The organism is Aeromicrobium sp. Leaf291, assembly GCF_001423365.1.
Taxonomy (GTDB): Bacteria; Actinomycetota; Actinomycetes; order Propionibacteriales; family Nocardioidaceae; genus Aeromicrobium.
Genome location: NZ_LMNM01000002.1, coordinates 433,524 through 448,885 on the forward strand (window position 1 = coordinate 433,524; position 15,362 = coordinate 448,885).

Genomic DNA, 15,362 nt, shown 5'->3' on the forward strand with positions numbered 1-15,362 from the left:
TCGATGGTTCCGCGACGGCGCTCGGGACGCCGTCAGGCGCGTGCGACGCGTCACAGTCGAACATGGTGTCGAAGATTCTTTCACTGGAATGACGGGCAATCCTGCTGTCCGTTCGGATTCCTGTTCGAAAGGGGGCTGCTTTTGTCGGCGCCTTCCCCTACTGTCGTACACGTGTTCGATCGAACATCTGTTCGTCGGATCCGCGGAGCACCACCGCCCCCGGAGCATCGACCTTCGAATGACATCGGCAGGTGCTCGATCGACACACCAAGACTCCTTCCTCTCCCTTCCCCGGAGGTCACCATGAGCACCATCACCGTCTACGAGACCAGCCGCTTCGCCCCGTCGTTCTCCCGTGGGATCGCCGCGGCTCCGCGCAGCACCACCGAGCCGGCTGCGGTCCGGCTGACCCGTCGGGGCCGCCTCGTGCTCCTGCTCGCCGTGATCGCGGCGCTGGCGGTCACGGTCGTCGCTCTCGGCTCCTCCACCGTCGCCACCTCAGACGCGGGCGCGGTTCCCGCCACCACGGTCGTCACCGTGCAGGAGGGGCAGACGCTCTGGCAGATCGCCGCCGACGCCAACCCCGAGGGCGACGTGCGCGACACGGTCGACGACATCATGCGGATGAACTCGCTGCCGAGCGCCGGTGCGCTGCAGCTCGGCTCCGACCTCGCGGTGCCCGTCTACGAGTGACGGGCCCGTCCGGCACCATGGGGGCATGAACGACGCCTCCACCAACCCGGGCCCGACGCCGGCGGACCGCCCTCTGCAGGTCCACGTGCTGGCCGATGACACCGACCGCTCCGGTGGCTACGTCACGGAGCGGCTGCGGGAGCACGGCGCCGAGCTGACCTGGATCGACCGCGACACGTTCGACTCCCCGTGGTCGGCGACCGGTGTCGACCTGGTCCTCAGCCTCGGATCGGAGCGCTCGGCGCACGAGCCCCGCTGGGCCCACGTCGTGGAGGCGGAGTCCGACGTCGTGCGGGTGGCGCTCGGGTCGGGCGTCCCCGTGATGGCCATCTGCTACGGCGCCCAGCTCGTGGCCCGTGCCCTCGGCGGCACGTCGTACCGCGGCGACGGTGCCGAGATCGGGTGGCGCCGCGTCGACACGCTCGACGACGTCCTCTGCCCGGAGGGGCCGTGGGGGCAGTTCCACCAGGACGTGCTGAGCCCGCCGCCCACGGCGCGCGTGATCGGCAGCTCGTGGTTCGGCCCGCAGTGCTTCGTCGACGAGGCCTTCGGCGCCCGCGTGATCGCCTGGCAGTTCCACCCCGAGGTGACTCCGGAGACCTTCAGCCGCTGGGTCGACGAGAGCGCCGACCTCGTGCGGGTGAGCGGGTCGGAGCCCAGCGAGCTGAAGCGTCAGGCGCTCGCGAACGCGACGCGCAGCCGTCTCGCCGCGTTCGCGCTCGTCGACGCCGCGCTCGACCACCTCGGCGTGTCGGTGCCCCGCCCCGTGTGAGGGTCGGCCGCTACTGGCTCGCGGCGAGGTTGACCAGCCAGGCCACGCCGAAGCGGTCGTTCAGCAGGCCGAACTCGTCGCCCCACGGTGCACGCTCGAGCGGTGCCACGATCTCGGCGCCCTCGCTGAGTCCGGCCCAGTAGTCGCGGATGCGAGGATCGTCGCCGTTGAGGGTGACGTTGATGGCCGTGCCCATCGACGGCTGGTCGCCGCCCGGAGGAGTGTCGGAGGCCATCAGGTCGAAGCCGGCGTCGGTGACGAGGTGCCCGTGCATCATCCGGTCGGCCACGGCAGGGTCGTCGCTCATGCCGGCCTCGCCGAAGGTCATCGCCTCGATCGTCCCGCCGAAGACGGACTGGTAGAACTCGAGCGCCTCGCGGGACTCGTCGCGGAAGTTCAGGTAGGGGTTCAGTCGCATGGTCATCGCGCCATCATCCTCCTGTTTGTTCCAGAGTGGAAGAGGCGAAGGTCGTGCCGCGGTAGGGGTGCAGGGGCGCGCGAGAGGGCTGCTCGTGAGCCGTCCGACGGGCCGGGACACGCCGTGACACCTGAGGCCCGTGTGACTCGAGAGGCCGCTGACCTGCGCAAACATCGAGCTCCCAGATTTGTCTGAGCAACTCGTCAGACTTGCTTGCATGACCTGGTGGGCAGGCGTACGGTAGCCACTATATCTAGTGATTACACCGATGTAGTTCTCCACATCTAGTCCCACAGGGACGGGGGACTTACCCACAGGAATCCCGGGCCATCCACCTCTGCATCCCCAGGTTGTCCCCAGATCCCGCGAAGAAATCAGCCCGAGAGGAGAGCACCGTGCACTGTCCGTTCTGCAAGAACCCCGACACCCGCGTGCTCGACTCCCGGGTGGCCGAGGAGGGCGGCGCCATCCGGCGTCGTCGGGTCTGCGGAGCGTGCGAGAAGCGCTTCACGACCATCGAGCAGATGCAGCTGACGGTCCTCAAGCGGTCGGGGGCCACCGAGCCCTTCAACCGCGACAAGGCCATCTCGGGCGTCCGCAAGGCCTGCAAGGGCCGTCCGGTCTCCGACGACGACCTCGCACGCCTCGGCCAGCAGGTCGAGGACGCACTGCGCGAGAGCGGGGCGGCCGAGATCGCGGCCCACGAGGTCGGCCTGGCCATCCTCGACCCGCTCAAGAGCCTCGACGAGGTGGCGTACCTGCGCTTCGCGAGTGTCTACAAGGCGTTCGACTCGGTGGACGACTTCGCCGCCGAGATCGCCGTCCTCATGGCCCGCGCCGCAGACGGCGAGCTGGCCGAGCACACCGCACGACAGCTTCCCTGACCACCCGCCGCCCACGGGCGGCACCGGCACCCTGAACGACCTCGTCCCGTGCCACGGGGCGGGACGCACGACCTTTCACACACCAGCAGCGACACAGGAGCACGACATGACGGAGACGGTCGACGGATCGACGGGCCGGGCACAGTCCGGCAAGACGCGCGGGAGCAAGGCCGGCAAGGGCCTGAGCATCCAGCGCGTGTACACGACCGAGGGCGTGCACCCGTACGACGCCGTGACGTGGGAGCGTCGCGACGTCGTGCAGACCAACTGGAAGACCGGCGAGACGGTCTTCGAGCAGCGCGGTGTGGAGTTCCCCGACTTCTGGAGCGTCAACGCCTCCACGATCGTCACCACCAAGTACTTCCGCGGCGCCGTCGGCTCGCCCGAGCGTGAGCAGAGCCTGCGCCAGCTGCTCGACCGCGTCGTGCTCACGTACACCGCGGCCGGCAAGGAGCACGGCTACTTCGCCACCGACGCCGACGCCGAGGTCTTCGAGCACGAGCTGACGCACATGCTGCTGCACCAGGTCTTCAGCTTCAACAGCCCCGTGTGGTTCAACGTCGGCACGTCGAGCCCGCAGCAGGTCAGCGCCTGCTTCATCCTCGCCGTCGACGACTCGATGGACTCGATCCTCAACTGGTACCGCGAGGAGGGCCTGATCTTCAAGGGCGGCTCCGGTGCCGGCCTCAACCTGTCGCGCATCCGCTCGTCCAAGGAGCTGCTGCGCTCCTCCGGCGGCACCGCGTCGGGCCCCGTCTCCTTCATGCGCGGCGCCGACGCGTCCGCCGGCACCATCAAGTCCGGTGGCGCCACGCGCCGTGCGGCCAAGATGGTCGTGCTCGACATCGACCACCCCGACATCGTCGAGTTCGTCGAGACCAAGGAGCGCGAGGAGGAGAAGATCCGCGTCCTGCGTGACGCCGGCTTCGACATGGACCTCGGTGGCGACGACATCACCAGCGTCCAGTACCAGAACGCCAACAACTCGATCCGTGTCGACGACGCCTTCATGCGCGCCGTGGAGGAGCACACCTCCTACGGCCTGCGGGCCCGCACCAGCGGCGAGGTGATCGAGGAGATCGACGCCAACGAGCTGTGGGGCAAGGTCGCCAAGGCCGCCTGGGCCTGCGCCGACCCGGGCATCCAGTACGACTCGACGATCAACGACTGGCACACCACGCCGGAGACGGGCCGCATCACCGCGTCCAACCCGTGCTCGGAGTACATGCACCTGGACAACTCCAGCTGCAACCTGGCCAGCCTCAACCTGATGAAGTTCCTGTCCGAGGACGGCACCACGTTCGACGTCGAGAAGTTCGTCAAGAGCGTCGAGCTGATCATCACCGCGATGGACATCAGCATCTGCTTCGCCGACTTCCCGACCGAGGCGATCGGCGACACCACGCGCGCCTACCGCCAGCTGGGCATCGGCTACGCCAACCTCGGCGCGATGCTCATGGCCTCGGGCCTGGCGTACGACTCCGAGGGTGGCCGCGCTCTGGCAGCCTCGATCACGTCGCTCATGACGGGCACCTCCTACCGTCGCTCGGCCGAGCTGGCCGGCGTCGTCGGTGCGTACGACGGCTTCAAGCAGAACGCCACGCCGCACACGCGGGTCATGCGCAAGCACCTGGCCGCCAACGACGACATCCGCACGCTGCACTCGATGGACATTGCCGTGCAGCGCGAGGCCACCAAGCAGTGGGCCGACAACCTGAAGATCGGCGAGAAGAACGGCTGGCGCAACGCCCAGGCGTCCGTGCTCGCGCCCACCGGCACCATCGGCTTCATGATGGACTGCGACACCACCGGCATCGAGCCGGACTTCTCGCTGGTCAAGTTCAAGAAGCTGGTCGGCGGCGGCTCGATGCAGGTCGTCAACCAGACGGTCCCGATCGCGCTCAAGAAGCTCGGCTACACCGGCGAGACCATCGAGGCGATCATGGAGTTCATCGCCGAGAAGGGTCACGTCGTCGACGCGCCCGGCCTGAAGCCCGAGCACTACGAGGTCTTCGACTGCGCCGTGGGCGACCGGGCCATCAAGCCCATGGGTCACGTGCGGATGATGGCGGCGGCCCAGCCGTTCCTGTCCGGCGCCATCTCCAAGACGGTCAACATGCCCGAGACCTCCACGGTCGAGGAGATCGCCGACGTCTACTTCCAGGGCTGGAAGCTCGGCCTGAAGGCGCTCGCGGTCTACCGCGACAACTGCAAGGTCGGCCAGCCGCTGTCCTCGCAGAAGAGCCAGGACGACAAGACGTCGGCCAAGGCTGCCGAGGGTGCGGCCGAGGTCAAGACGGTCGTCGTCGAGAAGCCGATCCGTCGTCGTCTGCCGAAGTCGCGCCAGTCGATCACCACGTCGTTCAGCGTCGGCGGTGCCGAGGGCTACATGACCTCCGGTGCGCACGAGAACGGCGAGCTGGGCGAGCTGTTCCTCAAGCTGGGCAAGCAGGGCTCGACCCTGGCCGGCGTGATGGACGCCTTCTCGATCGCCGTGTCGATCGGTCTGCAGTACGGCGTGCCGCTCGAGACGTTCGTGCAGAAGTTCACGAACCTCAAGTTCGAGCCGGCGGGTCTGACAGACGACTCCGACGTCCGCATGGCGCAGTCGATCATGGACTACGTCTTCCGCCGCCTGGCGCTGGACTACATCGACTTCGACACGCGCTCGGCTCTGGGCATCCACTCGGCCGACGAGCGTCAGCGCTACCTCGACACGGGCAGCCACCAGCCGATCAGCAAGGGCTCGACGGCCGCCGAGCTCATCGAGACCGAGCCGGAGACGCTCAAGGAGGCCGCGACCGCCGAGGCCGCGACCACGCCCGTCGCCGACGACGTGACCGCCGAGCAGGCCCAGGCCGACACGGCCAAGCCCGCCCCCAAGCAGGCCCACACGTCGGCCGAGCTCCTCGAGGCCATCACCGGCTCCGCGGTCGACTCGCCCCTGTGCATGACCTGCGGCACCAAGATGCGCCCCGCCGGTTCCTGCCATGTCTGCGAGGGCTGCGGCAGCACCAGCGGCTGCAGCTGATCGAAGGTCCGAGGACGAGCCCCCCGATCCGACTGGATCGGGGGGCTCGTCCACAGACACACCCCGTCAATCACCAGTCGTGTCCGAATGCGAACTTAGGATGTCGAACATGAGCTCGAACACGGCAGCAGCGGAGCCGGCCTTCACGTTCATCGACCTCTTCGCCGGCATCGGCGGCTTCCACGCGGCCTTGTCGGCGCTCGGTGGGGAGTGCGTCTACGCCTCGGAGATCGACGAGGCCGCGGCGAAGATCTACCAGCACAACTGGGACATGAAGGTCGCCGGCGACATCGTCCCGGAGACCGACCCAGTCGTGAAGGTGCCATCGCACGACGTGCTCGCGGCGGGCTTCCCGTGCCAGCCGTTCAGCAAGTCCGGCTTCCAGCGCGGCATGGACGAGGCGCGGGGGACGCTCTTCTGGAACATCCTGCGCATCCTCGAGGAGCACCGGCCCTCGCTGGTGCTCCTCGAGAACGTGCGCAACATTGCGGGACCGCGCCACACCCACGAGTGGGACGTCATCATCCGTTCGCTGCGAGAGCTCGGCTACCGGGTCAGCTCCACGCCAGCGGTGTTCTCTCCCCATCTCCTCCCGCCCTCGATGGGCGGACGTCCTCAGGTTCGTGAGCGGGTCTTCATCGTCGGAACCTACGTGGGCCCGGAGCACTCTCACGATGAGGTCGAGCCGGTCGTCCGCAACCGCCCGATCGACGGCTGGAACCCGCAGGACTGGGTCCTGCAGGACTACCTGCAGGACGAGGACGAGATCGCCGACCGGGCGAACTACGAGCTGACGCCGAGCGAGCAGCATTGGGTCCACGTGTGGTCCGAGTTCGTGCTGCGACTCCGCGCCGCTGGGGTCGACAAGCTGCCCGGCTTCCCGATCTGGGTCGATCACTTCCGACACATCGACAGTCTCTTCATCCCCGAGGGAACCCCGGCCTGGAAGGCCAACTTCCTTCGGAAGAACGCAGAGTTCTATACGAAGCACGAGGATCTGCTCAACCAGTGGCTCGCCGACTTCGACGAGCTGGCGGACATGCCCGCGTCCCGCCGCAAGTTCGAGTGGCAGGCGCAAGACGCAGTCTCGCTCGAGGATTGCATCATGCACTTCAGGCCGTCGGGTATCCGAGTCAAGAAGCCGTCGTACGTGCCGGCCTTGGTCGCCATAACGCAAACGACGATCCTTGGGCGCCCGCTTCGGCGTATCACGCCGCGTGAAGCGGCCCGTTTGCAAGGCCTCCCCGACTCCTTCGAGTTCCCCGGACAGCCTGATTCGGCGTCTTACAAGCAGCTGGGCAACGGCGTGAACGCGGGAGTGGTCTACCACGTGGCCCGCGTGGAGATGACGCGCGCTGGCGATCGTTGGGCCAGCGTCCTCGACGCGACTCCGGAGTCGATCGACGACGCGTGACTAGACCGTCGGTCGCACAAGTTGCTCGATCCGGTTAGCCGCAGTGGCGGGGTCTTCGTGCTCCCATACCCGAACAACGGTCCAGCCCTGCTCGTCCAGCAATCGGTTCGTGTCAGCGTCCCGGTCGCGGTTTCGTTGGATCTTCCAGTCCCACCACTCGCGATTCGTCCTCGGTCGGGTTCCGTGCTCCGGGCACCCGTGCCAGTAGCAGCCGTCAACGAACACCGCGACCTTCGCCCTGGTGAATGCCACGTCCATTCGTCGACGACGGTTGCCTGGCACATGAAACTGGACGCGGTACCGCAGTCCGCGGCGATGGAGCTCGCGACGCAGAGCCAGTTCCGGCGCCGTGTCGGTTCGGGCCAGGTTCGACATCTTCGCCGAAAGTGCAGAGCCGGGAGACACGCGATCGGGCTCCCTGGAGTCTTCTGAGCCTCTTCGTGGAGAGCGTCGCCCCTCGTCCTTAACCAAGAAGGATCTGGACAGCCTTTTTGATCCGCTGGAGGCCGTCCAGAGTTACGGTCGATCCACCCATGGACGGCGTGTCACGACTGTCGAAGATGTTGGAGTTGTACGGCAGATCTGCAGCAGTAATGATGCGCTGCGCCTGCTGGGGCATGGTCCCGCCTGGGTCGATGCCAAACCGGTGACAGATGCCGTCGAAGAGCGCTTTCGGAACCGACGAGCCAACGCCCAGCCCCGGGTCAGGGATGCTCACGAGTGCAGCGATGGAAGTGATCTCAGATGCTTTGCTCATTGCGAAAGGATAGTGTGAATCCTAGCCCTGGTCAGCGATTCCACCGGAACGCACCATGGACGGGCGGGCCGCGCACCTCTCGTATCCTGCCATGATGGCTACCTTCGATCAGGTCCGTCGTGCCTGACAGGAAACCCGCAGGTTGGCGGAAGCGTGACCTCCCCTTCCTCATTGGCGACCTTCTCGGGATCGGGACAGGTGAGGCGCACGCGTGGGTCTCGGACGGCGACACCGTGGAGGTTCAGTGGCATGTGGATGTCGGAAGGGCCTGCGGCGTCCCTTACAAGCCGACGAAACAGCGCCACATGAGCGAGTTGCTTGTGGACGTCGGGGTTGAATGGGACAGCGAACGGCACTCATCCGCAAACGCCCCGAGCGAGGGCGGAGGTAACCTCAAGCGCGAGGCATATCTGGATCTGTACCTTGCACTGATCGAGTTGGTAAAGACTGATGATGCAGGACCGATCGACTCTTGGACGATGCAGGCGATCCGTGCGCGTCGGGGTCAGGCTCAGTTCCGCGAAGCCCTCGTGGAGGCATACGGAGCTCGGTGCGCTGTGACCGGCTCAACGTCATTGCCTGTTCTCGAGGCGGCCCACATCAAGCCATTCGCGGAGGGAGGGGAACCACGGGTAGCCAACGGGGTGTTGTTGAGAACAGACGTCCATACGTTGTTCGATCTCGGAGTGATTCGCGTTCGTCCGGACCTCTCGATCGAGGTCGACGAGAAACTGTCTGGTACGGAGTACGAGCCCTTCGACGGCCGACGCCTCCGAGTCCCGGTGAAGTCGAATCTGCAGCCTGATCGAGGGGCTCTACGCGAGCGATATGAAGGAGCGACCACTACTGGCGTCGACCTGCGTTCCTAACCATCGGTGGGTGCTGACTGTCAGCTGTCCCGGAGGGCATGGGCGATGGCAGTGGCGACTGTCTCTAGTCCGACGCGAGGGCTCGGCGTGACAATCCCGCCGGTGTTGTAGAGCTTGTAACGAACACTCCCGGGGACCACCGCCGGGTAGTCCTCCAAGTTTTGCTGCCGAAGCGCGCCGAGTGCGGGATCCATGAGGTCGATCGCCATTGAGTTATCGACTGACATGGCGCGGCCGTAGAACGAGTCCGCGGCAGCGGTGTCGTGCCTGTACTCGAAGGCATCTGACCGACGGAATCCTGCAAGCCAGGTCGACAACGGCTCGATGTGGTCGGGAGCTGCTGATCGCAGACGATCAAAGATGCGGTCGACAAGGTCCGGCAAGGTGAAGTCTCCGCTGGTCCGGGAGTCCGTCAGCGCGACGCTCAACAGAAGAAGAGACGATTCGCCTGAAGCAGGCGAGACCTCAGCAACGTGATTGATTGGTATCGACGGAGATGAAGAGTCTGCTCCCCGCACGACCACGCCGACGCCGAAAGCCGCAAGGTCGCGGAAGGGCACGTCGGAGCACCATGCGGACACTACTCGAGGCAGCGCCTCGTCGTCCGACAGATCAACGATCTCCGCCAGAAGAGCCACACGAGCCGCCAGGGCGTACAAGGTCCGAAGGGCGGCTGTGTGTTGGGCAAAAGCGAGCTCGATAAGTGGCTCGCTCAGACGATAGGCCCGTCCAAGATCCTTCTCCGCATCTTGACGGACCAGTTCAGCGACGATGAAGGCGGCGAACTGATCGAAGTGAGGCATCGACGGCAAAGTCAGCATCGTTGTCGAGAGTGGTTCGGTCATCCCATGGCGGTAGATCGGTCGATCGTGGAGGTGCCGCGAGACTATCCGTGACCGAGACGAAAGTTCGTCCCCGGCAAAGATGATGACTGCTTCGCTCGAGGGGAGCCGGCAAACTCCGAGAGTCCCTGGAATCATCCACTCGACGTCCAGTTGGTCCTCCTCAGGGTTCGCCGCGAGAGCTCTGATCAACGCCACGAGGTCGGCGTACTCAGGATTGGCGCGCAGTTCGATGGTCACGACGGCCCCCGTGCGGCTACCTGATTAGGCCCACCGAGCGGTAGAGCAATTCCTACGGCCGTTACCGGGTGCTCCAGTCCTTCGGGGCGAGTGATGTTGAAAAGGATCAAACCGGGGCGACCAGGTGCTCTGGTCCCTGTCCGCAGTTCGTCGTGCGACGGGGACTCCTTCAGGGCGTAGAGGTCGAACCACTCGTCACCTGCCCATTCTCCGGCGTTATGACTTCCCCAGCCTCCAGGCACAACTCCGTCACGCACGGCGCGGGTCATGAGTGGCACGGGGAAGTCGAGCTCGTTGAAGGGCGGCGCCGAGGTCGGTGCCCCCCCGCCAAACCGGAGTCCAATGTTGAACCTCGGCTGCTGCGCTCTCTTCTCTGAAAGATCGACCATCGACCAGTGCTCACCAGTGGATCCAGTCGCAACGAAATAGTTCGAACGAGTCGAAAGTGCTGCTGCCCAGAGGCGCAAGTATGCAGCCGTGCTGTAGGGGCAGCGCGGACGCTCGGCTGCAAAATCCACGGTCGCGGAGTCCTTGGCGGGTGTCCTGAAGAACGGCCGCAGGCCGCCCGGGTCGGAGCTGTCTGTGAACAGTTGTGACTCCACAGCACGCCACCGAGCGCCCTGCCAGCCGTCAGGACTGGGAACGTAGTCGTCGTAGCGGAGTCGGTCCAGCAGGTCCGCCGCCTCCGCGAGAGAAATCGGAGTGTCGAGCATTCGTCCGCGTGGACCGTGAACCTCCACGTGATGGGAGGTCCGCGTCGAGAAGACGTCCACTGCCAGGCGAGTATTCGGGTCAGGCGTAACGCCGCGATTGACCAAGTCGATGAAGGGCCGCGACCCGGGCCAGGCGGAAACGCTCCGTACGTCTGCGATCTTGCTCGTGGCCTTGAAGTCCTCCGCCTCGAGAACGACCGGGTGCGGCGCTGCTGATTGCTTGCCCATCTCGCTGATGACCTGACGGCGCAGGGCCTCATCGGCGTCGTGGTAGGCGCGGAACAGGTTGATCTGAGTCTGCTCGGCGAACAGCCGGACCACGTCAAGATGGCCGCCGCGGAAGCCGAACCAGCGCTGCATCTGTGATTGAGTGTCAGCCACGGGGTTGTCGCTCGGTCGGAGGAACAACGTGGTCGTGAGCCCCTCAAGGGTAAGCCCTCGAGACATCACGTTGCCGGCAACGAAGATGGTCACGCTGTTCGGTGAGCACTGCCAGCCGTCGGCCCCCAGGATCGGTGAGAAGCGAGGCCTGTCGTCTGACGCCGGGTCGCTGTTGACCACCGCGATGTGAGCCGCGGGCACCAGCTCCTCGACAAGAAGTCTCTTGATCTCCGGCCAGTCAGGCAACTCAGGTGTGGGGTAACCCAGTTCCCCCAGCGCATCAGTCAGCTCAGAGGCGGTTTGCGCATACTCCGAGATCCATGCTGACCACTCAGATTCATGCGTCCTGATGTCCTCGGTGATGCGGTCGACGGGGAGCGCACGCTCGCCCGAGCCAACTCGCTGGCGTCCTTGTTCAAGAGTCTCGTCGTGAGCCCACGACAAGATGCGAGCTGCGCCCTCGAAGTGATCCTGCATCGACGCCGACGGGTGGAACAACATTGAGTGGGGCAGCGGTGAAGCGCGATCAGCCTCGTCAAGGGTCGTCCAGGTTCTTGTTGCAGCTTCGCTAGGTAGCAAACGGTCACCGCGGCGCCATAACCGGACGGCTCCGGCGACGAGGAAGGCGCGGACCGCATCAGCGACGGGGTCGTTGAGGCGGGTAAGCGGCACCGCAAGCGGTGCTCGTTCAAGCTGCCGGTAGAAGAGTGATCCACCAACGTAGTGAGCGCCTGGCCCAGCGACGTCCTCGAACGTCGCCGACCGAGGGACGAGTTCGCCTGTCGGACCGGGCGTCCTGAGGCTGGCGATAAAGTGGGACGGGGCGAGCGGGTTGGACTGTCGCTGCAAGAAGTTGGCTTGCGGAGTGGCGGTGTAGGCAAGGTATGTCACGAACAGGTTGTCGCTCCGAGTCGTGCCTGTACGTGGGCGTCCATCCCACAGGTCGACGATGGCGTCCGGAAGTTGCCGGGCATCGCCACTGGTAGGACCGGAGTCGTCGATGGACCCGTCGTCTGCCTCGTCGTCGAGGACGAGGAGATGGAACGGACGACCAGCCTCTGCTATTCCCGGCACGATGCTCTCGTTGATCGTCGCAGCCAGAGCATCCAGGTGGTGAACATTCTTGAGGGCTACGACCAGGATCGGCCGCCCTTTGGAAATGGTTCGCGCAGCAGACGCGACGTTCAGCTGGTAGAGGTCTGCAGGTGATCCTCTATAGCCCGCCAGGCCTTCCAGGGCACGGGGGGAGGGAAGGAGGATTCGCTCGCGGGCTGAACCCTCCCGCAGGTCAAGCTGAGAGAAGGCACGCTCGAAGGTTTGCCTCCAAAGCCCGACCTGAGTGCCCCCGAGGAGCACGACGGCGTCAACTCCGGCGTCGACAGCCATCGACGCCACGCCTAGCATCGACGCGGTCTTTCCGGACTGAATGGAGCCCATGACGAGTCCTCGACGTACGCGGCTCGCAGGCCAGGTAGCGGATCCAGGGGCCCCCGCACCTAGGACCCCCGCGTGCACGAGGTAGTCGCAGTCGGTTGCGACAACGTGAAAGGCGGTTGCCGAGACCCCGTTCTTCAAGTGCCTGGAGTACCGCGCCCACCATGTGGTTGCTTCGTCCTTCGGCGGGTGGATCTCGTCCCAGGGGACGAGTGAGACCGTTTCCCGCATCGCGGCTACTCGCCCCAGACGTGGAGTTGGCGCGCTACCTCGTGTCCCTTGACTCCAGACATGCCGAATCGCTGTCGGAGGGCGGCGTCGGCTTCGGGTGCGCTCACGCCCAACATCTCCATGACGTTGAGTGCGACAAAGCCGATGTACGAGGCCTGCGAACGGCTCTGAGTCTTCTTGGGACGGTGCCACCGATGTTCGTCGGATTCGACCGATGAATGCAGCTGGCTGCTGATGTCCTCAAGGTCGTCCGTCAGGTCCTCGTCTCTCACCAGTGTCGCTAGCGCGACACCGGTGATGGTGGCTACGAGCTGGAGCTCTTGCCACTTGGCCCCAGGCGAGATCGACGCCCAGACGCCGCCATCCTTTGCATCACACGCCGCGTGAGCGGTGACCGCCCGATCGATCAGCTCGACGAGGGCCACGACGGCGCCGGAGCGGCGAAGCGCCTGCCGGTCGTCCCGGTCGACCCTGTCGAACATGTCCGTGATGAGTTTGGCGGTCGACTTGGCACTCGCAGAGTTCGGGTCGACGGCGCTCGGGGTGACATCGTCGTCCCTGAAAGGGGATCCCTTCACCGTCGTGGAGTCCACGAGCAAAGAAGCTGCGATCCAGCTGAGCAGCTTGGTGCGCTTGTAGCGGGTTGTTCCAATGTTGTAGTCCTCCAGAACCTCCGGAAGCACTGCGATTTTCGTCGAGACGGGCGTGAGGAAGGGGGCTACGACACCGAGGTTGGGGTTGTCGCCGGAGGCCACGAGGAGCCCGCGCATCAGGTCCAAGTTGTGGTAGACCGCGTTGCGGATCTCCTCGGCGTTCAGATGCTTGCCCTGCTTGTTGTAGAGGTTGAAGACCTCGTGGATCTGCCTCCGCGTCGCGTTCGAGTACTCGAGCACGGGGATCTGATACTCATTGCCGATTTCGAAGAGATCTTCGACGGTCGTGTGTCGTCCCGCGATCCAGATCCTCTGTTGCTTGATCTGTGTGTAGTACTTGCCTTCGAGCTCCTTGAGGTCGCCGGCGAGCGCCCCCTTGCTGTCAGAACGAAGACGATAGGGAAGCTGTAGTTCACGCTCTCGTCCTCCGGAGAGGCGCCATGGGGTGTGCTTGTTGTACGCCTTCCTGAAGGCCGGATAGTCACTGCGAAACAGCTGAGAGAAACCTACTGTCGGGTACTTGTCGTCCAGTTCCTCGACGTGACGAAGCGCCGTGGGGTGGCGCCCCATGAATCTCAGGATTGCAGTCAGCCGCTGCTTACCGTCAACGATCTCGTAGGTTCCGCTCGCCTCGGTGGGAGTCAGCACGATCACTGAAGGAAGGGGAATGCCACGCAGCACCGACTCGATGAGGAGCTGGGCGTCTGCAGTCGGCCATACGTCCGCCCGCTGATAGGACGGGGCAAGGTCGAGTTCTCCACGAGCTGCACGCGACGCGAACGTGTTGATCGACCACTGGTTTGCCTTGGCGACGAATGGACCGGTTGGTTCCTCATCCTCGTCGTTCGCGATGTCGTCCCACGCTTGGACCCACTGAGCAGTTGCCACTTCGAGCGAGGTTCCTTCCGCCTCCAGATCAGCGAGAAACGTCTGCTTCAGGTCGACTGCGCGTTCCAGACGTGCGTGGAGCACTTCGAGCCCGACAGAGGTCAGACGCGGCCGGTCCTCCGTCGCGTCCTGATCGATCAGGTCCTGGACAGGATCGAGTGCGGAGGCAAGTGACTCCAGTCCGGCTCGCGGGGGACTGCTGATCATTTGCACGCCCAGGTTCAGCCATCCTTGGACCAGGTAGATAGAGGCGAGCCACCCGTTCGACTCGAAGTCGACTCTCGTCATCTCGACGGGATGTGCGGGCACGATCCCGATAGGACAGGGACTGGGGCGCGACAGCTCGACGACGAGCTGCACCACGTCCTCATGAAGGTCGAAAGCAGCGTCGGCGTCGTCGGCGCCTCGGTGACGCCCCGTTTCTGCGTACGTGTCGGACTCGTCAGTGGATGCCATCTGGGAGGGCCAACCCTTCTCTTGTTCGGGAAGCTTAGTCGTCAGGCTCGTCGTATCCAGTGCACGTTGGATCTCGGCTCTGGCGTCGTCGGGGATATCAGTCCTGTGGTCGGCAGTCGCTATGTACCGGAAGAGCAGTCGACCACCGTCGAACTCAGACTCAGCTGGATCAGCTGACGGGACTAGGTCGAGATCGGCTACGACCAGAATGGCTCGAGCGATGTGTCGGAGACCTTCCTCGTCGTCCCGCCACCTTCGCCAGGCCCAGGTGTCGCCGCCACCCGCGTTCGACATCCCGACTCCTTCGTGGTCCGGGTCAATGGACGCGAAGTTGTGCAGCTTGAGCGCGACGCTCGCGGGTGTCCGGAAGCTGACACCGTTGCGGGTGGTTGCTCCGTGGACTGGAAGGTGACGAAGAACGTTGCTGAGACCGATGACGTGCGGGTGTGATGCGTTGAGGCCGTTCGTGCCACCGAGGTAGAGGTAGAGGTCGAGCGCGAGGATCAGTTCATCCTTGCTCCACGCTGGGTTCTGGGTCATGTAGCTCCCATCTCGTGCAGCATCCGCGTCGCGTCCGTCATCGACAAAACCGTACATGCTTCGCAGGTCAAAACTAGGCGTATGTTCCGAGTTGCTGCCGTCTGGTCCTTCGTCCCGACTAGGCTCCCTGAACGGATGCGCTCGGT

Annotated in this window: 12 protein-coding genes; 6 read left to right on the forward strand and 6 right to left on the reverse strand. The window is 64.9% G+C overall.

Annotated elements, in window-relative coordinates:
- Positions 1-303: 303 nt before the first annotated feature.
- Together ASF35_RS18240 and ASF35_RS11865 are read left to right on the forward strand one after the other, a co-directional pair.
- Positions 304-693: a LysM domain-containing protein gene (locus ASF35_RS18240; RefSeq protein WP_082481901.1), complete on the forward strand. Its 390-nt coding sequence runs from the start codon at positions 304-306 to the stop codon at positions 691-693.
- Positions 694-718: 25 nt separating this feature from the next.
- The gene (locus tag ASF35_RS11865; RefSeq protein ID WP_055967595.1) at positions 719-1,465 is read left to right on the forward strand and encodes a type 1 glutamine amidotransferase; all 747 of its coding nucleotides are present in this window, start codon (positions 719-721) and stop codon (positions 1,463-1,465) included.
- 10 nt (positions 1,466-1,475) lie between these two features.
- Here ASF35_RS11865 and ASF35_RS11870 read toward each other — a convergent pair whose 3' ends face one another.
- The gene (locus ASF35_RS11870) at positions 1,476-1,889 is read right to left on the reverse strand and encodes a VOC family protein (RefSeq protein ID WP_055967598.1); all 414 of its coding nucleotides are present in this window, start codon (positions 1,887-1,889) and stop codon (positions 1,476-1,478) included.
- Positions 1,890-2,278: 389 nt separating this feature from the next.
- Between ASF35_RS11870 and nrdR the strand changes: the two genes are divergently transcribed.
- From nrdR to ASF35_RS11885, 3 genes are all read left to right on the forward strand, one after another.
- Entirely contained in the window at positions 2,279-2,767 is a 489-nt protein-coding gene (gene nrdR / locus ASF35_RS11875; protein WP_055967602.1) for a transcriptional regulator NrdR, read from the forward strand.
- Between the two features lie 106 nt (positions 2,768-2,873).
- Positions 2,874-5,798: a vitamin B12-dependent ribonucleotide reductase gene (locus ASF35_RS11880; protein ID WP_055967605.1), complete on the forward strand. Its 2,925-nt coding sequence runs from the start codon at positions 2,874-2,876 to the stop codon at positions 5,796-5,798.
- A 109-nt stretch (positions 5,799-5,907) separates the two neighbouring features.
- Positions 5,908-7,212, forward strand: a complete 1,305-nt coding sequence (locus ASF35_RS11885; RefSeq protein ID WP_055967608.1) for a DNA cytosine methyltransferase — start codon at positions 5,908-5,910, stop codon at positions 7,210-7,212.
- On the opposite strand, the gene ASF35_RS11890 is transcribed toward ASF35_RS11885, so the two are convergent.
- Positions 7,213-7,617, reverse strand: coding sequence for a very short patch repair endonuclease (locus tag ASF35_RS11890; RefSeq protein WP_255354065.1), 405 nt, complete (start codon positions 7,615-7,617; stop codon positions 7,213-7,215). It abuts the gene before it with no gap.
- A gap of 58 nt (positions 7,618-7,675) precedes the next feature.
- Positions 7,676-7,969, reverse strand: a complete 294-nt coding sequence (locus ASF35_RS11895; RefSeq protein WP_055967614.1) for a hypothetical protein — start codon at positions 7,967-7,969, stop codon at positions 7,676-7,678.
- Positions 7,970-8,088: 119 nt separating this feature from the next.
- Between ASF35_RS11895 and ASF35_RS17735 the strand changes: the two genes are divergently transcribed.
- Positions 8,089-8,838, forward strand: a complete 750-nt coding sequence (locus ASF35_RS17735) for an HNH endonuclease (RefSeq protein WP_082495484.1) — start codon at positions 8,089-8,091, stop codon at positions 8,836-8,838.
- A gap of 20 nt (positions 8,839-8,858) precedes the next feature.
- Here the strand turns inward: ASF35_RS17735 and ASF35_RS11900 are convergent, their stop codons facing one another.
- The 3 genes from ASF35_RS11900 to ASF35_RS11910 all read right to left on the reverse strand — a co-directional run bounded on the left by ASF35_RS11900 (position 8,859) and on the right by ASF35_RS11910 (position 15,216).
- Positions 8,859-9,920, reverse strand: a complete 1,062-nt coding sequence (locus tag ASF35_RS11900) for a hypothetical protein (protein ID WP_055967617.1) — start codon at positions 9,918-9,920, stop codon at positions 8,859-8,861.
- On the reverse strand, positions 9,917-12,451 hold the full coding sequence (locus ASF35_RS17740) for a Z1 domain-containing protein (RefSeq protein WP_162239310.1): 2,535 nt from the start codon (positions 12,449-12,451) through the stop codon (positions 9,917-9,919). Before ASF35_RS17740 ends, ASF35_RS11900 begins: the two co-directional genes overlap by 4 nt.
- A 233-nt stretch (positions 12,452-12,684) precedes the next feature.
- The gene (locus ASF35_RS11910) at positions 12,685-15,216 is read right to left on the reverse strand and encodes a DUF262 domain-containing protein (RefSeq protein WP_055967624.1); all 2,532 of its coding nucleotides are present in this window, start codon (positions 15,214-15,216) and stop codon (positions 12,685-12,687) included.
- Positions 15,217-15,362: the final 146 nt, after the last annotated feature.